Source organism: Saccharobesus litoralis (assembly GCF_003063625.1).
Lineage (GTDB): Bacteria > Pseudomonadota > Gammaproteobacteria > Enterobacterales > Alteromonadaceae > Saccharobesus > Saccharobesus litoralis.
This window is the reverse complement of sequence record NZ_CP026604.1, coordinates 2,704,264-2,729,554: the sequence shown is the minus strand read 5'-3', so window position 1 is coordinate 2,729,554 and position 25,291 is coordinate 2,704,264. Positions and strand designations below refer to the sequence as shown.

The 25,291-nt window shown below is 42.2% G+C and carries 19 protein-coding genes; 6 read left to right on the top strand and 13 right to left on the bottom strand.

The genetic code is table 11. The features are described 5' to 3' along the window. Positions 1-760: 760 nt before the first annotated feature. The 5 genes from C2869_RS09620 to C2869_RS09600 all read right to left on the bottom strand — a co-directional run bounded on the left by C2869_RS09620 (position 761) and on the right by C2869_RS09600 (position 4,903). Positions 761-1,114 carry a hypothetical protein gene (locus tag C2869_RS09620; RefSeq protein WP_108602730.1) on the bottom strand — a complete coding sequence of 118 codons (354 nt, stop codon included), beginning with the start codon at positions 1,112-1,114 and terminating at the stop codon, positions 761-763. Positions 1,115-1,177: 63 nt separating this feature from the next. Further along, positions 1,178-1,690 carry a hypothetical protein gene (locus C2869_RS09615; RefSeq protein ID WP_108602729.1) on the bottom strand — a complete coding sequence of 171 codons (513 nt, stop codon included), beginning with the start codon at positions 1,688-1,690 and terminating at the stop codon, positions 1,178-1,180. 58 nt (positions 1,691-1,748) lie between these two features. Next, positions 1,749-3,476 carry a LamG-like jellyroll fold domain-containing protein gene (locus C2869_RS09610; RefSeq protein WP_108602728.1) on the bottom strand — a complete coding sequence of 576 codons (1,728 nt, stop codon included), beginning with the start codon at positions 3,474-3,476 and terminating at the stop codon, positions 1,749-1,751. Beyond that, positions 3,469-3,990 carry a sigma-70 family RNA polymerase sigma factor gene (locus C2869_RS09605; protein WP_108602727.1) on the bottom strand — a complete coding sequence of 174 codons (522 nt, stop codon included), beginning with the start codon at positions 3,988-3,990 and terminating at the stop codon, positions 3,469-3,471. Before C2869_RS09605 ends, C2869_RS09610 begins: the two co-directional genes overlap by 8 nt. A 178-nt stretch (positions 3,991-4,168) precedes the next feature. Then, entirely contained in the window at positions 4,169-4,903 is a 735-nt protein-coding gene (locus C2869_RS09600) for an MFS transporter (RefSeq protein ID WP_199915643.1), read from the bottom strand. 268 nt (positions 4,904-5,171) lie between these two features. On the opposite strand from C2869_RS09600, the gene C2869_RS09595 reads away from it, so the two are divergent. Next, positions 5,172-6,434 (top strand): hypothetical protein, encoded by a 1,263-nt coding sequence (locus C2869_RS09595; RefSeq protein WP_108601012.1) that lies wholly within the window; start codon positions 5,172-5,174, stop codon positions 6,432-6,434. 143 nt (positions 6,435-6,577) lie between these two features. On the opposite strand, the gene C2869_RS09590 is transcribed toward C2869_RS09595, so the two are convergent. The 5 genes from C2869_RS09590 to ilvC form a co-directional block, all read right to left on the bottom strand. After that, positions 6,578-7,177, bottom strand: a complete 600-nt coding sequence (locus C2869_RS09590; RefSeq protein ID WP_228710808.1) for an MFS transporter — start codon at positions 7,175-7,177, stop codon at positions 6,578-6,580. Positions 7,178-7,333: 156 nt separating this feature from the next. Continuing rightward, on the bottom strand, positions 7,334-8,698 hold the full coding sequence (locus C2869_RS09585; protein WP_108602726.1) for a DUF1552 domain-containing protein: 1,365 nt from the start codon (positions 8,696-8,698) through the stop codon (positions 7,334-7,336). 20 nt (positions 8,699-8,718) lie between these two features. Next, positions 8,719-12,489 (bottom strand): DUF1592 domain-containing protein, encoded by a 3,771-nt coding sequence (locus C2869_RS09580; protein ID WP_228710807.1) that lies wholly within the window; start codon positions 12,487-12,489, stop codon positions 8,719-8,721. A 232-nt stretch (positions 12,490-12,721) separates the two neighbouring features. Beyond that, on the bottom strand, positions 12,722-13,993 hold the full coding sequence (gene ltrA / locus C2869_RS09575; RefSeq protein WP_108602111.1) for a group II intron reverse transcriptase/maturase: 1,272 nt from the start codon (positions 13,991-13,993) through the stop codon (positions 12,722-12,724). Between the two features lie 787 nt (positions 13,994-14,780). Then, positions 14,781-16,268: a ketol-acid reductoisomerase gene (ilvC, locus tag C2869_RS09565; RefSeq protein WP_108602724.1), complete on the bottom strand. Its 1,488-nt coding sequence runs from the start codon at positions 16,266-16,268 to the stop codon at positions 14,781-14,783. 331 nt (positions 16,269-16,599) lie between these two features. Here ilvC and ilvY point away from each other — a divergent pair, with 331 nt between their 5' ends. The 3 genes from ilvY to C2869_RS09550 all read left to right on the top strand — a co-directional run bounded on the left by ilvY (position 16,600) and on the right by C2869_RS09550 (position 20,022). After that, positions 16,600-17,484, top strand: a complete 885-nt coding sequence (ilvY, locus tag C2869_RS09560) for an HTH-type transcriptional activator IlvY (protein WP_108602723.1) — start codon at positions 16,600-16,602, stop codon at positions 17,482-17,484. A 418-nt stretch (positions 17,485-17,902) separates the two neighbouring features. Continuing rightward, positions 17,903-19,369 (top strand): 4-hydroxy-3-polyprenylbenzoate decarboxylase, encoded by a 1,467-nt coding sequence (ubiD, locus tag C2869_RS09555; protein WP_108602722.1) that lies wholly within the window; start codon positions 17,903-17,905, stop codon positions 19,367-19,369. Positions 19,370-19,452: 83 nt separating this feature from the next. Continuing rightward, complete coding sequence (locus C2869_RS09550) at positions 19,453-20,022, top strand: outer membrane beta-barrel protein (RefSeq protein WP_108602721.1); 570 nt, start codon at positions 19,453-19,455, stop codon at positions 20,020-20,022. A 60-nt stretch (positions 20,023-20,082) separates the two neighbouring features. Here C2869_RS09550 and C2869_RS09545 read toward each other — a convergent pair whose 3' ends face one another. Next, positions 20,083-21,204 (bottom strand): polysaccharide lyase family 7 protein, encoded by a 1,122-nt coding sequence (locus C2869_RS09545; RefSeq protein ID WP_108602720.1) that lies wholly within the window; start codon positions 21,202-21,204, stop codon positions 20,083-20,085. Positions 21,205-21,516: 312 nt separating this feature from the next. Here C2869_RS09545 and C2869_RS09540 point away from each other — a divergent pair, with 312 nt between their 5' ends. Continuing rightward, positions 21,517-21,819 (top strand): antibiotic biosynthesis monooxygenase family protein, encoded by a 303-nt coding sequence (locus C2869_RS09540; protein ID WP_108605025.1) that lies wholly within the window; start codon positions 21,517-21,519, stop codon positions 21,817-21,819. On the opposite strand, the gene C2869_RS09535 is transcribed toward C2869_RS09540, so the two are convergent. Then, complete coding sequence (locus C2869_RS09535; protein WP_108602719.1) at positions 21,816-22,568, bottom strand: AraC family transcriptional regulator; 753 nt, start codon at positions 22,566-22,568, stop codon at positions 21,816-21,818. The two genes, C2869_RS09540 and C2869_RS09535, sit on opposite strands and share 4 nt — an antisense overlap. 149 nt (positions 22,569-22,717) lie before the next feature. Here C2869_RS09535 and C2869_RS09530 point away from each other — a divergent pair, with 149 nt between their 5' ends. Continuing rightward, the gene (locus C2869_RS09530) at positions 22,718-23,638 is read left to right on the top strand and encodes a sugar phosphate isomerase/epimerase family protein (protein WP_108602718.1); all 921 of its coding nucleotides are present in this window, start codon (positions 22,718-22,720) and stop codon (positions 23,636-23,638) included. Positions 23,639-24,149: 511 nt separating this feature from the next. On the opposite strand, the gene C2869_RS09525 is transcribed toward C2869_RS09530, so the two are convergent. Continuing rightward, positions 24,150-25,157: an IS110 family RNA-guided transposase gene (locus C2869_RS09525; RefSeq protein ID WP_108602717.1), complete on the bottom strand. Its 1,008-nt coding sequence runs from the start codon at positions 25,155-25,157 to the stop codon at positions 24,150-24,152. Positions 25,158-25,291 lie beyond the last annotated feature (134 nt).

The window sequence follows — 25,291 nt, the reverse complement described above, 5'->3', positions numbered from 1 at the left end:
TACGAATGAGGCATTGGTTTCTAAAGCCAATGCCTCATTGGTTTGTTCTGTGTTTTTGCGAATTGTTTTGAGACGGCGGCTGTGAGTATAACGAACCGCACCGTTCTTGTTGAGAACCCAATAATGTAATGTCTATTAAATTGGTTTTAACCTGCAGCATGCTCGTGTTGCGATTCGCTGCGCTCAGGGCAACCTACGGGTAATTTTTCCAAATCTGTTTATGTCCGCTTTTGTGCTCAAAGCAGTCTTTTATTGTAGGCAAGATTTGGCTTACCAACCCCTACTTTTGGTTGCCTTGCTCTTTTACCCGCGTAGGTTTGCAGGCTCTGCAAGCATAAATGCTCGCCCACAAAAGTAATGTCTATTTGATTGGCTTAATCCTGCAACATGGTCGTGTTGCGATTCGCTGCGCTCTGGGCAACCTACTTTGCAAAGGTCAATTATCGTCCGCACCTTTTCATTCACCTGACATTGATCAGATCAGACGGCGATTTTTCCATTTTTATCAATTCAATTTCTCGTACTTTAGGCGAAGTTATCGACATTTATAAATTCCCGAATAATCGAATTCTGAATAAGTTGATCAAATTTGTATTGGAAAACTAACAACAACTATCCTGCAATGAACTAGGTTAGAAAATCATTTAACAAATAGCTGTTTGTGTTTATTTTTTATACAAAACGGGCACTTTAATAAAACTTTCTTAAACACGTCTGCTCAATGTCGGCTAAACCACCATCTAGCGAGCATTTACTAAGGTTAAACTCGCTCATCTTTTTTTGGTGCTTGAGGTTCGGTCTTTTTGTTTTTCGGTTGGCGACACTTCGCCATATCTTTGCGTATTGCTTTCGCCTTTTCCGTATTTTTAACATCGGAGCCTATCGCGGATTTAACCCCTAGAACGATAAAATCCCAAGAACTATTGTTGTCATCCAGTACTTTAGTTTCGCATTGGCAAATCTCTATGGCTTTATTTTCATCAATGTCTTTATTTTTATAACGGGCTAAACACTTTTCTTTGAAGCCTTCTAATACTCCTGAACGAAAGCTGTTGGCGTGTGCGTTGGGCATCATTAGTGTGGAAGCAAATAAGACAAAAACTAACGTCCGCATAATAAAATTCCATTTACTGAGTGATTACGCTTAGCCTATCGTTTGCTAATCAATTAGGCAAGTTTAAACGAGTTTACGGATCCTAGCCTTAACCGACGCGGCTTCGTCTTTATCGTTAAGCGCTAAGGTTAAGCAGTCATGCATTTCAGTTTGGTACTCAGTAAATGTTTGTGCTAGTAGATAAAAACCATTATACGCCCACGCGCGCACCATTTTATTGTCGCTTTGCATGGTCAAACGAATAAAGGCTGCTAGTGATTGTTTGCTGTTTTTATCTAATGTCAGATAGGGTAAGCATTGCAATATATGCAGCTGTGATGGCCAAGTATTTAGCTGGTGTAAAGTAGATAAAACTTGCTGAGTTTGCGCTGGGTTTAAATGGTTGTTCTTTGGCTTCTTTTTCGCTTCAAGAAAATGTTTAAGCAACCACGAAGCGCCATCTTGAATTTCAGGCTCTGTTAAACCACAAATTAATGAATAGATAAAGTCGTCTTGGGCAGAGTATTCAGCAAATATGGCTTGAATATCGTCTTTGGACTTACCATCCCAAGATTTGATAGCGTTTTGTTGAGACATTTATTTACCCAAGGTTGGTCTAAAGAATAAAGCCCAATATTTTCCAAAACATTAGAGGTTAATCCTTCAACGCTATCTGTGCCACTTCATCATCACCTAAGGCACGCGAGAAAATCATCATTTCAGCCATACTACCATTTAAGTTACGCAATGGGTTGGCGTTTTTTTTGCTATTCCAGTTGGCTATATTAGCTTTCTCGATACGCCAAAAATCAGAAAAATAAAGCAGTGGCTGACGTTTAACGAGTTCACCGTTAATGTAGGTTTTTACCTCTTTGCTGTTTTGGCTGACCGATGTTGCTAAGTGATACCAAGTACCGGAATCAGCAACCGAGAAAAATGGGGCGTAATTATAGTTACGCCCTTTATAAGCCCCTTTCTGTTCCAGCGTAGCCGCCAATCCGAGTACAATTAAACCATGGCGCGATTGACCAAACTGGCCTAACTGCCAATGCATATCACCGGGGCGATAACCATCGGTTAACAACAAAGCGCTAAAGGTGCGATCAAGACTATCAATTTTCACCCAAGCCGCTAGGGTAAATTCATCAAAGCGTCCATCAATATCAACCCGCACTCTGTCACTTGAACGTTTAAAATCCAGTGACGATTTGCCTGGCCAAGGCCCTGCAGCCCATTTTGCTCCGACAATAGCACCATTAAACTCTTCACTGGTATTGGCGACATTTTTTAAAATTCTGGGTTTACTGCTGTCTTTTTCAAAATCGTAATAGGCCACCAAACTTGGCTCTTGAATAATCAAGTCTCGCATTTCTAACCAGCGCTGATGCTTTTGATCAATCGCAAACACTGTGAGATCGGCAATTTCAGAAAACTCTGAAAATTGTCCGGCTTTGGCTTTAGTTTGCTGCCACTCGCTCATTTTTGGGGCATCTATATTTAAAGCTTCACCTTTAGCAATCTGTTGCTTATTACCGTCTTTATCAACCGCTTCAATTAAGCCATCAAAAACGTGAACTTGCGATTGACCATTTTCATCGACTGATACACCAATCGCCGTGCCTAAATCGACCACTTCAGAGTTGGGCGTATCAATGGTAAAACCAATGGCCACATGCGGTACATCTGTCATCACTTTACCGCTAAGTAACTTCACGCGCTGTGCGCTAATCACTTCAAGCTCAGCAGGGCCTGCAATTTTCAGTTGCGCGCCATTATAGAATTCCAATTCCATAAAGCCTTGCTCAATTTTGAGTTTACCCGGTGATATGGTTTGACCTATGCGGTAGTCTCGTTTATTCGCCACTGTGTTAACCACAACGGCGACACCGTTATCTTCAACCTCGACAACGGGCACTTGCGCCATGGGTGCTACCGTAATTGGCCGGCCACCATAAAAGAAAAACAATACCGACAGAAGCACACAAGCAGCCATACTAAAGCCCGATATGGCCCAAGGTAGATATACGACTTTATTGTCGATTGGCGTTTGATTTTGTTGCTCTTGTCTTAGCGCTTGTTGCTTGGCGGCATCAGCTTCTGCTTGGATCGCGCCAATCACTTGTTTTTCAAAGTCTTTAATTTGGGATTCCGATGCTGAAGCTTGCAACACCGCGTCGACAAATACATTAGCTTTTTGCTCAGTCTGTTCAACTTGACTGAGTAAAAAGTCAATTTCGAGTTGCGCTTTTAACTTGTGCTTAAGTTCAGCATCATGCTCGGCGATATCTAACAACTCAGTTATTTGCTCAGTGGTGGCTTGCTCTTCCACCACTAAACACAGGAGTTCATCAAAACGTTTTTGGCTGTCGTTATTACTACTCATAACCTAACCTATAATCAACACAGGCTTTAAGCTTGTTACGAATGCGCATTAGCGCTAATCGTATAGCTGTAGCCGTCATATTAAATTGTTCTGATAATGCTTGAGTATTTTGTTCTTCTGAGTATTTTTTGACGATCAAACTGCGGCTCTTATCGGGTAGGCCGCTTATACATTCGGTTAAGGCTTTAACTTCGTCGCCATCGTAATCCGATGGCTCGTAGTTAAGCTCAAATTCGTTGATCAGAAAGTGGCTTAAGCTTTCATCCATTATGCGGTTTTGCCGGGCATTTTTACGTAGTTCATTCCGTACAATGTTACGCGCAATGCCGCGCAGCCAATTACCAAAATCTAAATCTTGATCAAATTTATCGAGTTGGCGATAAGCCACTAAAAAGGCTTCTTGGGCGATATCATCAACCGCATGGCTTTGCACGCCTAAGCCACGCACAAACGCTCGCAAACCAGCTTGATATTGGCGAATAAAGGCGGCGAATAGTGCGTGTTGTTTATCCATTTAAAACTTAAAATTCAATAATCTATGAAATATTAAAATTACTATGTAAGCACAAATACTTCAGGCTGAGCGCGAAGCTGTCGAAGCCTCTATATATTTGAGAATATAAACACTTCGACAAGCTCAGTGTGAAGTCTATTAACTTCACATATACCCTATATATCTTTAACTAGGTGTATTACTGCTTTAAATACTTACGTGAGAATAAGCTAAAGCCTAGTACTATGCTAAAACAAGTCAACGGAATTAAATAACTCACGTTTACACTGCCGGTAACGTCAATCACCCAACCTTGTAAAGGCACCAATATCGCACCGCCAAGAATAGCCATAATAATAAATGAGCCACCTAATTTACGATCTTCGCCAACGCCGGTTAAACCTAAGCCGTAAATAGTCGGGAACATAAGTGACATACAAGTAAAACTGCCGAGTAATGCATAAGTCCCGATTTCACCACCAATAAAAATAGCAGTCGAAATAAGGGCTATCGCAATAATTGCCATAATAGACAATAATTTGCTTGGGCTAACAAAGCTCATTAAGCCAGTACAGATAAAACGAAAAGCGGCATATACACATAAGCCATAGAACACATAGTCACCGGCTTGTGCTTCGGTCGTTACACCCGCGTGGTTGTCCATAATGTACTTTATAGCGTAAGTCCAAACACCGATCTGACAGCCGACATAGAAAAATTGCGCGACCACGGCAAACTTCCAGTTAGCGTTTTGCTTTAAGCGACCAAAGGCTTGCTTTAATTCACCAAAATTATCGCTCGACTTACCTGCAGGGAATTTAGTAAACAAAATTAAAGCCGCTAAACCTAAAGCCACTAAAGCGACAATCAGATAGGCGGTGACAACATTACCTAATTCTTGACCTTGAATGGCGGCCAACTGGTCAGCAGCCATACTGGCACGTTCAGCTTCGGTTGCCGAACAGCAATTATTGGTAAATACACAACGCCAAGGAATTCAAGGTTTACAAGGGACTAAAAAATAAAGTTTTCGCGCTAAATTTGTCGAGATAGGTCAATCGATCACAACAAGTGTGGAAAAAGATCACAGACAAAATGATTTAAGTGTTGCATGCTAATACCATAATTAATTGGCTTGCATAATTTTGAATTCTTTAACGAAAAGTAAAAAGCACCTTAGTTTCGATGCGTTGCGAAAAGCCATGTCATCGCATATTGAAAGTTTTGATGATCCTCGTCAACAAGGCAAGTGCACGTACACCCTTCACGATACAGTCATGAGTGCGTTTGCTTGTATGTATTTTCAAGACCCTTCGCTGGTTCAATTCCAAAAAAGACTAGAGAGAAAGTATCAACGAAGTAATTTAAATACCCTATTTCGTATCAAAGAGACGCCCAAAGACAACCAGATGAAAGACATTCTGGATACCATAGACAGTGAATGCTTTGCACCGGTTTTTAAAGATTACTTTGAACGACTTAGACGTCATCATCACTTACAAAGCTTTGAAGTGCTACCTGGTAAACTCCTTTGTGCCATTGATGGAACTCAATACCACAGCTCCAAAAGTGTCCACTGTGACGGCTGCCTAACGAAGCAACATCGTAATGGCGAAATCACCTATAACCATGCGGTATTACAAGGTGCCATTATGCATCCAAGTCAGCGACAGGTTATTCCGGTTATGCCTGAAGCCATAAAAAATACAGACGGTGCGAAAAAACAAGACTGTGAAATGAATGCGGCTAAGCGCTTTGTAAAAAGGCTGAAAAAAGCTCACCCTCGTCAATCCTTTATTATTTGCGGTGACGGTTTAATGTCGAAACAACCCTTAATCGAATCGACATTGGCAGAAGGGTTTAGCTTTCTATTTATGGCAAAGAAAGATGACCATAAGTACCTGTATGACTGGTTAGCGGCTTATGAGTCACTATCTAGTCAGTCATACACAGATGAAAAAGACGTGACTCACCAATTTAGTTGGCAAAATGATGTGCCACTTCATGGTGGCGAAAAGAGTATCCATGTCAATTATCTAGAATATCGGCAAATCAAAAAGGGTAAACAGACATATCTTGGTAGCTGGGTCAGTGACATTGAGATAAATAAAGACAATGTGATTGCGTTGGCGAAAGCAGGGCGCTGTCGATGGAAAATAGAAAACGAATGCTTCAACAGCCTTAAAAACCAAGGGTATGAAGTTGAACATAACTACGGTCATGGCCACGAGAATTTAAGTTACAACATGTACCTACTGACCTTGCTTGCCTTTTTCTACCATCAAATCTTTGAATTGACAGATGGAGCGTACCAACAGTGTCGGCAAGAGTACGGTTCAAAGCGTTTTTTATGGGAAAACTTCAGAGTCACAATCCGGTATGTTTTGTTTGATTCATGGGCAGATTTAATGACTCATCTACTCACAGACCATGAAATTACAGAGGAAGCTTATTATCGACCTTAAGTAGAGAAATTGTGAATAAAGGATGCTGAAGCATAGGTTCACCCCTGCGCGAAGCATAGAGATTAAATGGGTCCCACCAATCTAAGATGGCTTAACTTGGCAAAATAACAGTAAAAAGGCCATCAGTGCTTGCATATACAGCTTCACCAATAATTGCTGGTTGCCGAATTTAAGCCTTTTAGGATAACCTCTTTACCTAAGAATACGCCCATTAATACGCCAATTGGGTTAAAGGCTTGTGCCAAGTTAATCCGTTGCGTGCCGGTTTCCTCTGGCCCCATCGACATAATATAAGGTGCCGCTACGGTTTCTAAAATCGCACAACCTGAAGCAAATACATAGAATGCCAGTAAGAACATTTCAAAACTCATTACTTGGCTAGCGGGATAACATAGCAAAGCACCTAGCGCATAAATGCTTAAACCGGTTAAAACACCTTTCTTGTAGCTAAACTTTTGAATTAAGAAAGCCGCTGGTAGTGCCATGACAAAATAAGCGCCATAAAATGCAGACTGAATAAATGATGACTGTAACTGCGTCATACTTAGTACCTTTTGGAAGGCAGGTACTAGCAAATCAGTCATATTGTTAGCTGCCCCCCATAAGGCAAAACAAGCTGTAATTAAAGCAAATGGCACCAGTAGGCCAGGTTGAATAATAGGTGTTTTTTTAGCTGAACTGCGGGTCGTCTCTATAGACGTTGTTGACTCTTCATCTTGTTGTAGTGTTGCATCTGTTTGCATTGTTATTCTCTAGTTATTGAAATTGTTGTGTTGCGAAAAATCTCATCCCAAAGTATTTAAAATCTTCAAGCTGAGCTTGTCGAAGCTATAGAATTTGGATGAGTATCAAGACTTCGACTGCTTCGCGCTCAGTCTGAAGGTAATTCGATTATTATCTTAAGCCTTAAATAAGCGCTCCATACCGCTCATATCTTCACTGCTGTCGGCGAATTTATGGGTTGGCACATCAGCAGATTGCAACATATTAACAAATAAATTTGATAATGGTGTTTTATCAGTAAACTTTACATAACTTCCGTGTTGTAATCCCATATTTTTACCGCCGGCTAATATCAACGGATAATTACGCGCATTGTGCGTGGTACTACAACAGCTGCCATAGAGAATTTGCGTGTTATCTAACAACGAGCCGAATTCGTCCTCAGTGTTTTTCATGCGGTCAATGAAATAAGCAAACTGGCTGGCTAACCATTGGTCGTATTGTCCCCACTTAACCCAATGGCCATCCGACTTGTCATGACTAATCTTGTGATGGCCTTTTTTAATGCCCAATGCCAGTTTGGGGTAAGCTTCACCAAAGCCCATACCGTCTTCACGCGAAATCATGTAGCTAATCACTTCAGTTAAATCGAGTTGAAAGGCCAGTACCATTAGGTCAAACATTGAACGAATATAAGCTTGCGGATCAACCTTAGCATCCACCATTAAATCCAACTGATCAGCGTTAAAGTCTTTTAGCGGAATATCTAACCAAGCTTCGTTACGTTGAATTTGTTCTTCTAAACTATTGAGTGAGGCTAAATGCTCGTCGATTTTTAGTTTATCGTTTGCGCCTAGTTTTTGTTGCAAACGCTTTGAGTCTTCTAAAATCAGGTCGACGATCTTACGTTTACGATGCAAACTTTGCTTACGTTCTTGGCTAGCACCTTGGCCATTAACCGAGAAATAGCGCTCAAAGATCTGGCGATGACTATGCTCTGATGGTAAGGCTTGACCACGACTGTCAAACGATAAAGTCGATGCGCGAGATTTAAAACCAACCCCACCGTCAGCCGATAAAATTAATGAAGGGTAGCGCGTGTTATCTTTCTTCACATGGGCAGCAAATTGATCAACCGAGATGGTATTCTTATAATCGCCACGCACATCGCCGCCGGTTAGCCAAGTATCACCGGCAATATGGCCTAGCAGTTTGCGTGATTTTGGATGGCTTAGGCCACCAATAATCGAAATATCTTGGCGATGTTTTTCTAGTGAACTTAACACATTGGTAAATTGATAATCTTTGCCTTCGCCTTCGGGAAACCAATGCCATTGCTTGTACTGTGAATCTAAGCCAGGTAAGCCAACGCCGTTGGGTACATATACATAAGCCATACGCTTAGGTGCTGTTAGCCTTTGTCCGGGTTGTGTAATCGAACCAGAACTAGCCATACATTCTAAATAAGGCAAACAGGCGGCAACACCGACACCGCGAATAAAACTGCGACGATTAAGTCTAAATGGTCGAACCGATTTCATTATAATTCTCCTTTTGTTGGCTAAGACTGGTTAAACGAAGGGCTTGTCACTATCGCCAATAACAAGCTTTGCATACGATAATTTTCATCTTTAGCGGCGGCTAAAATAGCTGCTAATTCGGCATCATCATGAAAGCTCACATCTTTACCTAATGCATAGGCAAACAGGTGCTTGGTCAAAGACAACATCACCTTATCAGCCTGCTCATTGAGCAAATACGCTTTTATCTCTTGTAAACCGGCCACTTCGGCACCGTCTGGCAACACTGATAGCGAATCGACCGGCGCACCTTTGTATTCAGCGCGATAACGGCCCACTGCATCATAGTTTTCAAACACGATACCGTAAGGATCTATCTTGGCGTGGCAATCTCGACACGAATCTTTATCTCTGTGTAACTCAAGCTGCTGTTTCAATGTTAGTTTTTCAAAACCTGGGGTTTCAGGATCCAACTCAGGTACATTGGGCGGCGGTGGTGGAGGCTCGTCACCCAATATTTTCGACTTTAACCACACTGCGCGTTTAACTGGATGGCTATGCACACCATCGCCATGACCGGTTAAAAACGCACCTTGCGCTAATAAACCACCACGCGGTTGTGAGTCATCTAATTGCACTTGGCGGAATGTATTGCCTTTAACCCCTTCAATGCCATAAAACTCAGCTAGATTTTGATTAAGTACGGCAAAGTCCGATTCAATTAAGTTCAAGCCAGTTAAGTCTTGCTGAATAAGGGTTTGAATAAATTGCACCGTCTCCTGAGCCATATCTTGCTTCACAAAACGCGTGTAGTCAGGGAAGGTTTCAGCATCAACTGTCATCATTTGCTGGCGGTCTAAACGCAGCCATTCCTTGGCAAACACACTCACAAAGCGATTTAACTTATCTGACTCGCCAACCATGCGCGCTAGCTGTTGTGGCAATTGCTGACGTAATTCACCTTGGCTGGCTAATTTCAATAATTCCGCATCTGGCGCGGAGTTCCATATAAAGTAAGACAAGCGGCTGGCCAGCGCATATTCACTAATCGCTTGACTGTTTGAATTGCTTGAACTGCTCGCTTGCGCTTGACTAAAACCGAATAACTCGGCGAATTGCGAAACCGCACTCGGCATTTCTGTTGTTGTATCGGCTAGTTGCGATTCTATGTTGGGTTCAGCCAAGTATAAGAAGTTTGGCGAGCATAATATGGCAACCAAGGCTTCTTTTACGCCATCTTCAAAACGAGGGAATTCTGAAGCTATTTCTTGGTAGAAACCCAAGTAAGGCGCCAATTCGTCTTTGGTTACTGAACGGCGAAATGCGCGATTAGCAAAGGCATGAATAACTTGTTCTGCATACGCTTGGCTTCCCTGTTCAAGATTAGAATCAATAAATATTTGCTGATGACTGGCCGTCGGCCAAGATTCAAAATACGGCGCTTCAAACTCAATATATTCCACATTAATCACTGAGCCTTTTTGCTGCTGGGTTTTAACCTTGTCGTCATTCCAAACGCCAAGCTTAAGGCTACTACTAGTAATGTTGTCACCTAAAGTGCCATGCGGTGGAATGGGTAGATTTTCTAAGCGGCCTTTAAACTCATAAACTTGGCTATCGCCAACCTCACCTTTAACCACTTGACCTTGTGCAAAGTGCTTGTAGTCCACCCCATCATCGGTACGCGTACCAACGTAAGGCATCAAAATAGGCTGATTGTTTTGTGCTATTTTATGGTTAACCGTTTTTAGGGGCATTTGCTTAGCTACAGCCGAATCTGCATCTACCTTAGTCAATACAACATCAGTAAACGCTGGGATTTTATCTGTGCCTTTAACCACCACGGTATGATTACGGCCACCTATGTATGCCACACCCAATGACGACACCATTAGCTTGCCTTGCTGAGCTTTAGCAGCAGCTGGTAATTTGACCTTAAATCTGTGTTTATAATTAAGGCTGACTTCAAACTCGCTTGGTTGAGTCGCGCCTTCATGCACCATATCTATTTGATAAAAATTCGGTGTACGACTTTGCGCCAATTTAAGCGGCAATTGAATGGTTTTAACCCCATTACCCTTTTCTGGACGGGCTAGTTCCGGATTGTGTTTATCTAAACTAAAACCTTCAACCGCGAAATTGGCTTTAACTTGCGCCGCAAAATTAACCGAGTTAGCTAATTTAGGTTGCCCGTGCTTATCCAGTGTTATAGCAGGTGGAATCGCTTGAGTGGCCGCAACACCCGACAATGTCACCGAAAAAGCATTCGCTTTGCTAGCTTTAACCCGCATCATAAAATCACCGCTGAGCGGATAATGATCCTTTATTTGCATGGATAAGTTAGGCGACGGCGTATTCCAAGTGCCATACTTACCCGATTTAACAATCTCAACATGCGGGGTCGCCGAATACAGATCAATACCCTGTTGTTGTGTTTTAAAATGCTGCGCATAAGAGCCACGCATGCTGGCGCTAAAATACTTTTTCACATTTTTAATCGCATCTGGCGTAGACGCAGCTTCCGCGTCATCTTGCTTTAATACTTCAACGTAAAAATCATTTGTCGATACCGGAACATCCATATAGCCGCGCGATAAACTATGCGGCTCGCCGATACCTTGGTCTTTGCCGAACACCATACGGTAATGATGCACTTTGGGCTTTTGTTCAGGGTCGATCGCCTTGTCTAAAGCATTTCTAGCGATTTGTTCGAACGTTTCTAAGTGCAGAGTCGAACTTTGGAGTAATTCACCACTGTTGCTAAAACCCATATGCGATAAAGGATCATCTGGCAACAGATCAGCAAAATCGACATTGATACCCAACAAATCTTGCAAAGTATTAGAGTATTGTTGTTTAGTTAAGCGACGAATAACTTGCTTGCTTTCGCCCTTCTTCGCTTCTTTAGCAAGCAAAATACCTTCGGTTAGCCAATCAACTAAAATACGCCGCTCTGCATCACTCGGTTGCTGCTTTTTCTTGGGTGGCATTTCACCTGTGTTGATCATATCTAGCGCGGCATGCCAGTTCGGCGCATCATGGCTATTAACAAAGTCTGGGCTTAAATTATCGAGTTGAATGCCGCCTTTTTGCGTATCAGCACCATGGCAACCAAAACAATATTTATCCAACAAAGGGCGAACTTTCTGATTAAAATGCGCATCGTCAATTTGCGCTAATTGACTTGCTTGTAGTGCCGATCCGTCCTGTTCAGGCCGCAACCAAGTACCAAAGGGTTCGGGAGCAAAGCGTGTTAGGTAAGTGTCACCATGCACCAAATTACCGCCAGCATGCGCGGCAATAAAAATAGCGACAACTAAAGCAGAACTAACCGAACCATAAATAGTGTTAAACCAAACCTTGTTGGGTGTAACTTGGTTTTGTCTGATTTTATCTTGCTTAGACTGGCTATTTTTCTCATACAAAGCTGTGGCAATAAATGCCAACAATGCAACACAAATACCGCCAAGCATATGCTCGCGCACTTCGTTTAACGCGTACCCTTCATTAGCTGCTAACAGCATGCCCATGCCAACCGTAAAAAAAGCGGCGATAGAACCCAACCACCAAACTAAGCGCACAAAAGGTTTAGCATTAGGTAGAAAATTAAAACGCGAGGCCAAAGACAGTAACGGCGCGAGTAAAAGTAGAGTTACAGGGAAATGCAGCAGCAAAACATGGAAACGCCCAACAAAACGAGCCAATCCATCACCGGGCTGACCATCAAATGGCAACATAGCAGCCGCAGCCAACAAAATACCAGCCATTAAGCTCAGCAACCAAACCGGTTTAATAAGAGAAAGTAAGCGCACAAAACCTCCGTAACAAAATTTAAGCTGGCTAAAAATTGTTATTTTAAAAAGGCATAGCCAGCCCGTTACTAACTAAATTGTTATGAGGTCAGGTTTTGTTTCAATTTATTTATGGAATTGTTGGTTTTTACAAAAGTACACAAAAAGCAGGCATATCGAGTAGGGTGAGGTTTACACCTCAGCCCTCTCACAGAACCGTACGTACGGGCCTCGTATACGGCTCATGTATTCTTCATATCTTGTCGGTTAAGACAAGCCATCCCGTTTTAACTTCCGAAGGATTAAATAAGCCAAGTTCTGTGAACCAACTATTCGGCATCGCAAAGCTCGACAATGGGCTCGCTGAATTGCGCCACGAGTTCATCTTGATGAACTTAAATGGCGGTTTATACTTCAATTGCTTAAGTCGCCTGTGTAACTTCGCTGGCCGTTTCCATTGTTTCAATTGGATCGCTCTTAACCTTCTTCTTATCCATCCTGCTAGCTTATCAAATTCCCTTTTGCAGTTCGCAATTCTGAAATAGTTTACAAAGCCTCTCACCACTGGATTTAATTCCTTAATCACACTCTCAATATTCCGTCCTTGATTACGTTTGGTGATCTCTTTGACTTTGCTTTTGAACCGTTTGAGTTTCTTATCTTGTATCCGTGTATATTGGCTACCGATTTCAACACCTAAAAACTTAACACCATCACCACTGTGCGCAATGTGCGTTTTCGTTCTATTAACGGTCAATTTCAGTTCCTTTTCTAGTATCAAGGTCGCTTTGAGTAAGGCGTTCTTCGCCCCTGCCTGACTATTGCATAAAATCAAAATATCATCGGCATATCTCACTATCCTGTGACCTCGCCGTTTCATTTCTTGGTCAAATGCGTCTAGGTAGATGTTCGCCAGTAACGGGCTTATCACTCCGCCTTGCGGGCTGCCTTCTTCACTCGCTTCCCAGAAGTCACCAATCATCACGCCACTGTCTAGAAATTGCTTTATCAACCTTAAAATACTGCCATCTGTCACTCTGCGTTTAACGCCTGCTAATATCAACTCATGATTGAGTCGGTCAAAGCATTTAGACAAATCCATATCCACTACCCATTGACGACGGTACTCTCTGATAAAGAGCGTCGCTTTGCTGATAGCATCATGGCAACTTCTTTTCGGCCTGTATCCATAACTCGATGGATGAAATTCAGGGTCGAAAATCGGTTGAAGCACGTGTTTTAATGCTTGCTGGACTATACGGTCTCTCACTGCGGGGATACCTAACAGCCTGATCCCTCCATCGTCTTTCGGGATTTCTACCCGTTTGACTGGTAGTGGCTGGTAGGTTTTCGTTTGCAGTTCGATTAGCAACGTATTCAGGTTATTATCCAAATCAGATGCATAATCACTCAGGCTCTGCCTATCTATTCCGGCCGCGCCTTTGCTTTTATTCACTTTTTTGAAAGCGCTGTATAACGCATCTGCGTTGAGTATACGACTATACAGACTGTAATATACCTTCATCTATTGCCTTATGACTTGCGGTATCTAATGTCACTTTGTTTCTTGCAGAGCTGACGCTTCATGTTAACTTCAGGGGTGCTAGCCTATCGGCAATCTGCCTGAGCGGTTAACCATTACTCCACATTCAACCCGTCAGTCCAGATACGCTATTCCTAGTGTTCCAGTCTGCGGTGTCCACCCTCGTCAGGGTGCTTATGAACCTCTGCAAAAAAAAAAATTGTGCTTTCGATACCTTTAAAGAATACTTCCCCCCTTCGCCATTTGTCGTACTTTTGATACTGACAAATGCCATTAGACTCTTCGCTAATGGTCGCCTTGGTTTTGTCCTCCACACCATTACTGGCTTTCATCGGCCGAGGCTTTATCACTACTACGGGTTCATCTGCCACCTCACACCAACATCATTCTCGAATCACTTCTTGAACTGATGTTTCCACACATAAGTGGAGTAGATGCCAGGCTTCCCCAGTTACTGCACTGACGCCCTGTTAACAATGCCACCCTCAAACACAGTTTAGGTCTGACTGAGTATCGGGCTTCGTGCTATTTTGCAAACTTACCCACCTAAACTGCCGAAACAGGTTCATTTTCATTGCGTACTGTTAACTTCCTATCGCTTCCTTCAGACCTTATCGTTGGCCAATAACGCCCTTGCGATTCGGATTATCTTCCCCTCAGTCGGGGTGATCTAGGTTTCTTTCAACCTAGCGGGTTTGCCAGCTTCGCTGGGCAAACAAAAAAGCCCAGCATATAGCTGGGCTCTTCAAAGCAATAAAGCGGTTAATTCTTATTTTGAAGAATCAACGATAGCTTTCATATCAGTCATGTAGCCACGAAGCTCTTGACCAACCCACTCAACAGGGTGGTTACGGATTTCTTCGTTAACTTTAACTAATAAAGCATTGTCAACAGAGTTAGACTTAGGAGCAACATACTTACCGATGAATGCTGGATCTAAATCGTTAACGAAATCTTTAAGAAGTGGAACCGCAGCGTGAGCGAATAAGTAACAACCGTATTCAGCTGTGTCAGAGATAACAACGTTCATCTCGTATAACTTCTTACGTGCGATAGTGTTAGCAATTAATGGAGTTTCGTGTAGAGACTCGTAGTAAGCTGACTCATCGATGATACCTGATTCAGTCATTGCTTCGAACGCTAATTCAACGCCAGACTTAACCATAGCGACGAATAAGATGTTGTTGTCGAAGTATTCTTGCTCGTCGATCTCAACGCCTTCAGATGAAGATTTCTCGAAAGCAGTTTCAGCAGTTTCTGCACGCCATTTTAATAAGTTTGCATCGCCATTTGCCCAGTCTTCCATCATAGTTTTAGAGAAGTGACCAGTGATGATGTCGTCCATGTGCTTGTAGAATAAAGGACGTAAGATGTCTTTTAATTCTTGAGCTAGAGCGAAACATTCGATTTTAGCAGGGTTAGATAGACGATCCATCATACCTGTGATACCGCCGTACTTAAGGGCTTCAGTGATAGTTTCCCAACCGTATTGGATTAGGTTTGAAGCGTAAGCTGGATCAGCACCTTCAGCGATCATTTTCTCGTAACCTAAGATCGCGCCAGTTTGTAACATACCACAAAGGATAGTTTGCTCACCCATAAGGTCAGACTTAACTTCAGCAACGAAAGAAGACTCAAGAACACCAGCACGGTCACCACCAGTAGCTGAAGCGTACGCTTTAGCCCACTCTAAACCGTGACCTTGTGGGTCGTTTGCTGGGTGAACAGCGATAAGGGTAGGAACACCGAAACCACGCTTATATTCTTCACGTACTTCTGAACCAGGACACTTAGGTGCACACATGATAACAGTGATGTCTTCACGAATTTGCATGCCTTCTTCAACGATGTTGAAACCGTGAGAGTAAGCTAAAGTTGCGCCTTGCTTCATAAGAGGCATAACCGCACCAACAACAGCTGTGTGTTGCTTGTCTGGCGTTAAGTTACAAACTAAGTCAGCTTCTGGGATTAACTCTTCGTATGTACCAACAGTGAAACCGTTGTCAGTTGCGTTTTTCCAAGATTGACGTTTTTCAGCGATAGCCGCACCACGTAAAGCGTAAGAAATATCTAAGCCAGAGTCGCGCATGTTTAAACCTTGGTTTAAACCTTGAGCACCACAACCAACGATAACCACTTTTTTACCTTTAAGTGCTTCACAACCGTTTTCAAACTCTGAACGTTCCATGAAACGACAACGACCTAATTGGTCTAACTGCTCACGCAAAGTAAGCGTGTTGAAATAATTTTGACCCATGATAATTCCTATCAAAGTAATGTTAATTAATCCGACATATCGCACACTGCCAGATCAGTAATAAAATCTTTCTGTAAAAACTCAGCCAAATTAAACAAAAATTTGAGTCTAATTTGGGATGCTGGGCACTCTACACTATCTTTAGTTTTGCGTTAAGTGATATATTAGCAAGACTGTATTTCACATTATGAAATGTTTTTTGTAGGTCGAGGCTTGCCTCGACAAAAGCAAGCCTAAAGGCTCGCCTACTTGTTGTAGGTGAGCATTTATGCTTACGAACCTGCAAGCTAGTTCATCTAACGTAAGGCTAAAGCCTCACCCACAAAAAACTATGGAACTAAAATCTCTACAGTTATATTTACACCTCGCCGATAGCCTGCATTTTGGCAAAACCAGTGAGGCTATGCATGTTAGCCCGTCAACTTTAAGTCGCACCATTCAGCGCCTTGAGTTGGAAGCTGGGGTACCGCTGTTTGAGCGTGATAACCGCAAGGTAAAACTCACCCCACAAGGGCGAGCCTATCGCACCTTTGCCAATCAAACTTTAGATGCTTGGTTACAGTTTCAACAAGATACACAAACCGACCAGCGCAAATTAACTGGTGAACTCACCGTATTTTGCTCGGTTACGGCTAGCTACTCGCATTTGCCACCTATACTTAATCGCTTAGCGGCTAAACATCCGGAGATAGATATTAACCTCGCTACTGGTGACGCGGCCTCCGCTATTCATAAAGTCAGTAATGGCGAAGCCGATATTGCGATTTCAGCGCGGCCAGATAATTTACCAAGCAATGTTGCCTTTGCTGATTTTGATAGTGTACCTATTTTGCTAATTGGCCCAGATAAAGGTTGTCAGCTTTCTGGCAAACTTGACCAAGCGGATATCGACTGGCCTAACTTACCTTATATTGTTGCCGAACAAGGGCTAACTAAATTCCGCAGCGACACGTGGTTTGAACATATGCAATTTAAACCGCATGTTTATGCCAAAGTGGCCGGTAATGAAGCCATAGTTTCTATGGTGGCATTGGGCTTAGGCATAGGCTTTGCACCCGAAGTGGTAATAGAAAATAGTCCAGTACGGGATAAGGTCAGATTGCTTAATACCCAAGTTAAGATCGATCCTTTTGCCTTGGGTGTCTGTTGCTTACAAAAGAAACTATCTGACCCATTAATCAATGCCTTTTGGCAAGAAGCGCAAGTTATAACCTAAGCTCAGATCAAAAACACTTATAGTCTTCTCGCTCAAGTCTTATGGTTCATTGTCAGCCCTTACTCTCGACTTTGCTTACATGGATGTAAGTACTTAGGTTTCGTCGGGAACAGGAAACCTGTGGCTCCTGCGTCGTTCTACTACCTAAATCCACTTTCTTCCATTTAGAGCGGCAGCCCCAATCACATAGTAGAGCATATGCTCATGGGGTCTCGAAGCTTGCCTGCATGGATGCAGGTACCAAAAGTAGGCGCTTTAAGCGAGGGGCGAGAGCAGGACGCGGTAGCTTTGACGGCTTTACTTACATGGATGTAAGTACTTAGGTTTCGTCTGGAACTAGAAACCTGCCCCTAAAACCTGATCGCTTTGACTATATTTCGGCGTATAATGCGCGCAATTATTTTGAAAAGAATTTGTCATGCAATATAAAGACTTACGCGATTTTATCGCTGGCCTTGAAAAACAAGGCCAACTCAAGCGTATCACTAAAGAGATTGATACCTATTTGGAAATGACAGAAATCAGCGATCGCACCCTACGCGCTGGCGGGCCTGCCTTGCTATTTGAAAACCCGAAAGGTTTTGATATGCCAGTATTGGCTAATCTATTTGGCACACCTGAGCGAGTCGCCATGGGTATGGGGCAAAACTCGGTCGAGTCACTGCGTGAAGTCGGTAAGTTACTAGCGACATTGAAAGAACCCGAACCACCTAAAGGTTTAAAAGACGCTTGGCAAAAACTACCTGTTTATAAGCAGGTGTTAAATATGCCGCCCAAGCAAGTCAAAAAAGCCCCGTGTCAGGAAGTGGTACTGGAAGGTGAAGAAGTCGATTTAACTAAGTTGCCGATCCAACATTGTTGGCCGGGCGATGCCGCACCATTAATCACTTGGGGCTTAACTGTAACCCGCGGGCCAAATAAAGAGCGACAAAATCTCGGCATATACCGTCAACAAGTCTTAGGTAAAAACAAAGTCATCATGCGTTGGTTGTCACATCGCGGTGGCGCTTTAGATTTTCAAGAGTTTAAAAAAGCCAATCCGGGCGAGAATTACCCAGTCTCGGTAGCGCTTGGCGCAGATCCAGCCACTATTTTAGGCGCCGTTACGCCAGTACCAGATACCTTATCCGAGTATGCGTTTGCTGGGTTATTGCGTGGTAATAATACCGAAGTGGTTAAGTCGATAAGTAATGATTTACAGGTACCAGCCAGTGCAGAGATTGTGCTTGAGGGTTATATAGCACCGGATGAAATGGCACCAGAAGGGCCTTATGGCGACCATACCGGTTATTACAACGAAGTTGATGATTTCCCTGTATTTACCGTGACTCATATCACTCATCGCAAAAAGCCAATTTATCACAGTACCTATACCGGACGTCCGCCGGATGAGCCTGCAGTATTAGGTGTCGCGCTAAATGAAGTGTTTGTGCCTATTTTACAAAAGCAATTCCCTGAAATAGTCGACTTTTACTTACCACCGGAAGGTTGTTCATACCGTCTCGCAGTGGTGACTATGAAAAAACAATATCCGGGTCATGCTAAACGCGTAATGATGGGTGTTTGGTCTTTCCTACGCCAGTTTATGTATACCAAGTTTGTGATTGTCTGCGATGACGATGTCAATGCGCGTGATTGGCAAGATGTGATCTGGGCGATCACCACGCGGATGGATCCTGCCCGCGATACTACCTTCGTTGAAAATACGCCAATTGATTACTTAGACTTTGCTTCACCAGTATCAGGTTTAGGCTCCAAAATGGGTATGGATGCCACCAATAAATGGCCAGGGGAAACCGACAGGGAATGGGGTGTGCCGATTGAAATGCCTGAAGAAGTTAAACAGAAAATTGACGATATTTGGGATGAGCTAGATATTCTTTAAAGTGATAATGCTCGCGTTCTTATAACAAGATTGTTACAGTGCTGGCTGATTTTTCTGGAATATATAAAACATAAGGATGGCATATGAAAAGATTAATCGGCTTCGCTCTTGCTGCAAGCTTGTTCTCAACACCGGCATTAGCTGACCTAAAGTTTGGCGTGTACGCTGGCTTAACCTACGGTGGTGACGATCTCGGTGGATTACGTTACGAAAATGGTGATACCGCGACAGTAAAAGCAGGTGGTTTACTTGTTTTTGGCGGTTCGCTAACTAACCAACTCGATGAAGAAGTCGGCTTTCGCTACAAGGCCAATTTAGCTTATCACTTTGATTCAGCAACAGCGACCAATGCCGACATCACGTTTGACCGTATTACTTTTGATGCGTTAGCTGGCTATCAATTTAATGAAAATTGGACTGCCTTTGCTGGTTTTACACGACACATATCGCCAGAATATGAAGAAGAGTTTAACCATAGTGGTGGAACAACCCGATTAGATACAGCGACAGGTTTAGTATTAGAAGGGGCTTATTCAATTGACTATCATCAAGACGTAACATTTCGCTACACCTCAATTGAATATGAAATAGGCAATGGCTATTTAACCATTGATGGTTCGCATATTGGAGCGAGCTATTACTACTATTTTTAAGTGCTCAAGCACTTTTATTGGCGAGTAAACGAATGCTTACTCACCAATTACAAGCTTAGTTTAAGGCGCTGTACTTTCACTCAATTTTAAACGAGTAAAGGTTACCTGAGTGTAATCACCATTGGCTTTATCTGTTTGCCAGTCACCAGTTCCTGGACAAGCGGTATACCAACCGCCAGGGGCATCTTTAGTACTACATTGATTGTAGGCACCGGCTTTAAAGTAATTCCAATCTAATGTGTAACCATGTGGGTTGTCTAACTCATCAACTTTACCGTATGCATCTACATTATTGGTCAGGTCAATTGAATACTTAACGGTAGGCTTACCTTTAGCACTAAACTCCAAATGCATCACATTTTCATGCACATTGATCACATAGCTAAATTCTTCACCTAATTTTATACCTTCAGCTCCTGGATCAGCTGGGTTTTTCCATGTATTACCCCATACCGGATAAGCGATATCAGTACGGTTAGGATCGTCTTTCGCTAAGTTACGCTCATAGTTCCAAAAAACCGAGCCTGTGTCGTGATGTGGCCACTTTTTATAATAAACCTTGATTGGCTCATTACCCCAACCAAACAAGTTGTTGGTTTTCTTTAACAGGTTTTTGTCTTTACCTGCGTGTATTTGGCCAACAACCACAGAGTAAGCTGGTGGCTTATCTGGATGACCCGCGCGACGAGCCACATGATCAACTTTTAAACTGGCTTCCATTTTTCCGCCAACGGCAGCAAAGTGTTTAGCTAACGAGTGCTTAGCTAAAACAAAGTTATTGCCAGGACCTTTGGTTTTAATTTTTGTATTATCGCCACGCAACATTTGGCGTAACTCACTACGAGTGTTAGACGAACCGCTGGTTGTTGTCGCCTTGTTTGGCGTAGCAAATACCATATGGCCATTATCATCTAGGTAAAAATAATCTGGGTGAGAGTAAGATTGGATAGCTTTAACGTCAATCTCATCAATTTTACCATTCTTGTCTTCATCTAACGGTACAGTGATCTTCCACTGGCTTAAATCAAACTTGCTTGCCGGTACAGATGCGCTAACGCTACTATTTTTTACCGGTGTTGAATTGACTTTGCTATCACTCGTACTTGAGCAACCAACTGCTAGCGAGGCTGATGCTAAAACCAAAATACTAAGTGCAGTTTTACGATGAGTTATGTGCTTCATAAGTCTCTCTATATTTATTGATCTGACTTGAGTGATCAATAATCTTGGTTTACCAAAATTAATCATACACTCTAAAAATAAAACCAATTGATATTACCAATAAACCTTATACTAGCATCTAATCTCAATTAATCAATCATACCAATATCAGTGATGTTATAATTTTTTAAACGAGTTAAACGAAAAGTTACAAAGATTGGGCATATGAGCTGGTATTGAACATGACAGATTAACCTTAAATTTTTATCCAGCTATGTTTAAAAATGCAGCTAATTGGGTAAACTGCCAATAAAACAAAGTACGAGTTTAAATATGTTAGCCGTTATTTTTATTGCCAAGGTCGGAAAACAAGATCAAAGTTACCTAAATGCAGCCAGCGAACTGCGGAAGCTAGCGTTTGAGCAATATGGCTGCTTGGACTTTGTGAGTGCGACTGAGGGGCCGCAAGAAATTGCCATATCTTATTGGCCAGATGAAGAATCTATACAAGCATGGAAGCAAGATACCATGCACTTGCTCGCGCAAAAGTATGGCCAAGAGCAATGGTATGAAAGTTATCAAGTGCAAATTGTCGAAGTAAAACGGCAATACAGTTTCCCTACAGCAGAGGATTAGCCTAATTTTTTCTGGTATTGCTCACGAAATATCGAGGGTAATTCACCAAAAAACAATTTAAATTGCTTGGCAAAATAACTGTGATCAGAAAAACCACTGTCGTAGCCAATTTGCGAGATTGGTAAATCTGTCTCTACCAGCAAACGCCGCGCATTCTCTAATCGTACTTCAGTTAAAAACTGCCACGGCGTTTTTTTAAGATGTTTTTTAAAGCGACGCTCAAGCGCACTAACCGAAACATGTACAAGTTCAGCTAGTTGCTCAATTGTGATATTAGATTGAAAATGTTCACGTATGTAATCAACAGGCTGCTGAACCGCTTTAATGCCTGACAAAGTACTGGCAGTTTTTTGTAAATGGCGTGTAATGCCATAAGAGCCGATAATTTCAGATTGAGAATTGATAATAGGCCGCTTCGAGGTCAGATACCAAGCTATCTCACCATCTAGGCACATATTCATTTCTAATCGCTCATTAACGATTTGCCCTGCTAACACTTTTTCATCATCTTTGGCGTATTGAGCAGCTAAATAGTGAGGGCTAAAATCAAAATCCGTTTTGCCCAACAAGTCTTGTAATCTAGTTAAACCTACGTGGCTGAGTAAAAGTTGGTTAGCAAATAAAAAACGATGTCGATTATCTTTTACCCAAAATAAAATATCGGGCACCAAATCATACATACCTAAAATTTGCTCTAGCCCCGCTTGCTGCAGCAGCGCTGCCTGTTGCTCTAAAATATTATCAGCCATGCTATTTCAATTTAACACCCAAAACCATAAACGCCGATATTATTGCATAGAGATCCGATTAACTTTTAACACTCTTGCGTATCTTTACATAATATATTTAACCTATATTCAACTAATAATTAACTTGTGCTGCCAATAAGGATTAATACATGTCACCTTCTCTAAAACTATTAGCCACTAGTTGTACAATTGGCATTGGTCTCTTGCTGAGTGCTTGCCAATCTAACTCAAACCCTGCCCATTCATCATCAACTCATGTAACGCCAAGTAAGCCTTTACAATATGACAGCACAACTATGCCTAAAATCAGTGTGCAGTTATGGTCAGTCAAAGATGCCGTTAAACGTGATTTTGAAGGTACGTTAACACAGTTAGCCAGCATGGGTTTTCAAGGTGTTGAATTTGCTGGCGAATTTGGTCGATTTAAGCAAGATCCTCAAGGTTTAAAAGCCTTTCTTGATTCACTTGGTTTACAAGCCAGTGCAGCTCATGTTGGCATGGATCAATTGTTAGGTAGCCAGTTTGAAAAAACCGTTAATTTTTACCAAACCATAGGCGTAAAAACATTAATTGACCCTTGGGAAGAACGGGTATGGCAAGCTAAAAATAGGCAAGCAGCCGCTGATGACTTAAACACACTGGCTAAAAAACTGAAACCCTATGGCATGCAAATTGGTTATCACAATCATGCTCAAGAGTTTGCTGACTATGAAGAAGCAACTTATTGGGACTACTTAGCGCGCAATACGACTGATGATGTAGTTCTACAACTCGATGTTGGCTGGGTGCAATATGCAGGTAAAGACCCGATAGAGTATGTAAAACGCTACCCAGGGCGCACTAAAACCACCCACTACAAAATAGTATTGCCAAAATCGAATCCTCAAAACTACTCAGCCATAATAGGTCAAGACATGATTGATTGGTTGAATTTAAGTCGAGCTAATATCGCTGTCGGCGGAACCGAATGGTTTGTCGTTGAGCAGGAAACCTACCCTGAAGGTTTAACCCCATTGGAATCCGTTGCCTTATCCAAAGCGGGTTTGGATAATATACTCAAGCAACTTTAAACCAACTTTAAAACCATATATAGTCAAAGCGATCAGGTTTTAGGGGCACCCATTAAGCAGCCGGTGTCACCCATTAAGCAGCCGGTGTCACCCATTAAGCAGCCGGTGTCACCCATTAAGCAGCCGGTGTCAAATTCACAAGCGAATTTATTGCGTTTTTCATGGACGAATAACACAATAAATTTGTTTATCAAACTTTACAGTACACCTAAGTCCCGTCTTTTCTCTAGTCTTATTCGACTCGAATTTTACTCTGCTGATTACGAAAAAACTTCGCATCAGTCACCCATCTGAATTAGGCTTTTACCTAACTGCTGTAATCGCCTTGGCTCTCGCCTCAAAAATTTTCCGGTACCAATAAATATCCAATCAACGCACAGCGTTTGGTGGCTCTTTGTCCAACCCTTCTATGGCTTACTTATTGGGCGAAGCTAGATAAAAAGTGGAAAGTGGTGTCCAATCAGGTTTAGTGGTTTAAATCCACCCCCTAAAGCTGGCTCACCACTTTCCGTCAACCAAAAGCTAATTTCATATCAAACTCTACGTTATCTCGCATAATAAAGTAACACGCTCTCGCTAGCTTGTGAGCTACAGCTCTCATTGCAATTATGCCATTGCTTTTACGTTTCTTACGATCGTAAAAGCATTTTATAGGCTTGTAATGGCGTATAGCAAAATGAGCTGCTTCGGAAAAAGCCCAAGATAAGTACTTGTTGCCACATTTGGCATTCCCTTTCCCTTTGATTTTATAATTACTAACCCTTGTACTTTTAACACAACGGCAATATGAAGCATAGTTACCGACTTTATTGAAACGACTAATATTGCCTGTTTCTAATGAAATCGTAGCCGCTAGAATTTTTCCTATCCCCGGTGTTGTTTGTAGCTGGGTGTATATCGATGACTCTTTGAGTTGTGAGCCAACTAACTTTTCGAGCTTATCAATTTCTTCTGTCAATACTTTATAGAGTTGTTTGTGCGGAGCACAACAAGCTTCTAGCATTGGATCTTCAAAACAAAATTGCTCCATATTTTTATGGATATCATTGGATTTGATAGTGAACCCCAACTGGCGCGCAAACATGCTTTTGAAGCTGGTAATATTTAAAGAACGTTGTTGAACAAGGCCTGCCCGTTTACGCAGTATGTCTCGCACTTTACGTTGCTCTTTCGGGTAAATATAGCCTGTTGGTAAAATATCGAGTCTAAGTAACTTGGCCAGCCATCGAGCATCATGGACATCATTGGTATATTTAAGTCCTGAATAGCTCTGGATAGCTGAGGTGTTAACAAGTTTGAGTGTATAACCGGCGTCCATTAACCCATCAACTAACCAATACCAGTTATAAGTTGATTCAACAGCGATCCCTTGGATATCAGACTTGAATGGTTCCAATTCCCTTAATATCAACTTAAGATCATTTGCTAGACGTTTTTCAACCATACTGCGATCCTCTTCATCAGAAATAACCAGATAAGAATTATTCGAATGTAGATCAATTGCGCTAAAATATTTCATACAGCCTCCGGTAAAGTTTTAGCTTCACCTTTCAGTTTAGTACTGAAAGTCAGACGATACTGCGAGGCTGTCTTAGAGGATTATCAGGTTTCTAGTTCCAGACGAAACCTAAGTACCTACATCCATGTAGGCAA

Coding starts and splice junctions, on each gene's coding strand:
- C2869_RS09620 (WP_108602730.1), bottom strand. CDS start 1,114: ATGCGGACGTTAGTTTTTGTCTTATTTGCTTCCACACTAATGATGCCC.
- C2869_RS09615 (WP_108602729.1), bottom strand. CDS start 1,690: ATGTCTCAACAAAACGCTATCAAATCTTGGGATGGTAAGTCCAAAGAC.
- C2869_RS09610 (WP_108602728.1), bottom strand. CDS start 3,476: ATGAGTAGTAATAACGACAGCCAAAAACGTTTTGATGAACTCCTGTGT.
- C2869_RS09605 (WP_108602727.1), bottom strand. CDS start 3,990: ATGGATAAACAACACGCACTATTCGCCGCCTTTATTCGCCAATATCAA.
- C2869_RS09600 (WP_199915643.1), bottom strand. CDS start 4,903: ATGGCTGCTGACCAGTTGGCCGCCATTCAAGGTCAAGAATTAGGTAAT.
- C2869_RS09595 (WP_108601012.1), top strand. CDS start 5,172: ATGTCATCGCATATTGAAAGTTTTGATGATCCTCGTCAACAAGGCAAG.
- C2869_RS09590 (WP_228710808.1), bottom strand. CDS start 7,177: ATGCAAACAGATGCAACACTACAACAAGATGAAGAGTCAACAACGTCT.
- C2869_RS09585 (WP_108602726.1), bottom strand. CDS start 8,698: ATGAAATCGGTTCGACCATTTAGACTTAATCGTCGCAGTTTTATTCGC.
- ltrA (WP_108602111.1), bottom strand. CDS start 13,993: ATGAAGGTATATTACAGTCTGTATAGTCGTATACTCAACGCAGATGCG.
- ilvC (WP_108602724.1), bottom strand. CDS start 16,268: ATGGGTCAAAATTATTTCAACACGCTTACTTTGCGTGAGCAGTTAGAC.
- ilvY (WP_108602723.1), top strand. CDS start 16,600: ATGGAACTAAAATCTCTACAGTTATATTTACACCTCGCCGATAGCCTG.
- ubiD (WP_108602722.1), top strand. CDS start 17,903: ATGCAATATAAAGACTTACGCGATTTTATCGCTGGCCTTGAAAAACAA.
- C2869_RS09550 (WP_108602721.1), top strand. CDS start 19,453: ATGAAAAGATTAATCGGCTTCGCTCTTGCTGCAAGCTTGTTCTCAACA.
- C2869_RS09545 (WP_108602720.1), bottom strand. CDS start 21,204: ATGAAGCACATAACTCATCGTAAAACTGCACTTAGTATTTTGGTTTTA.
- C2869_RS09540 (WP_108605025.1), top strand. CDS start 21,517: ATGTTAGCCGTTATTTTTATTGCCAAGGTCGGAAAACAAGATCAAAGT.
- C2869_RS09535 (WP_108602719.1), bottom strand. CDS start 22,568: ATGGCTGATAATATTTTAGAGCAACAGGCAGCGCTGCTGCAGCAAGCG.
- C2869_RS09530 (WP_108602718.1), top strand. CDS start 22,718: ATGTCACCTTCTCTAAAACTATTAGCCACTAGTTGTACAATTGGCATT.
- C2869_RS09525 (WP_108602717.1), bottom strand. CDS start 25,157: ATGAAATATTTTAGCGCAATTGATCTACATTCGAATAATTCTTATCTG.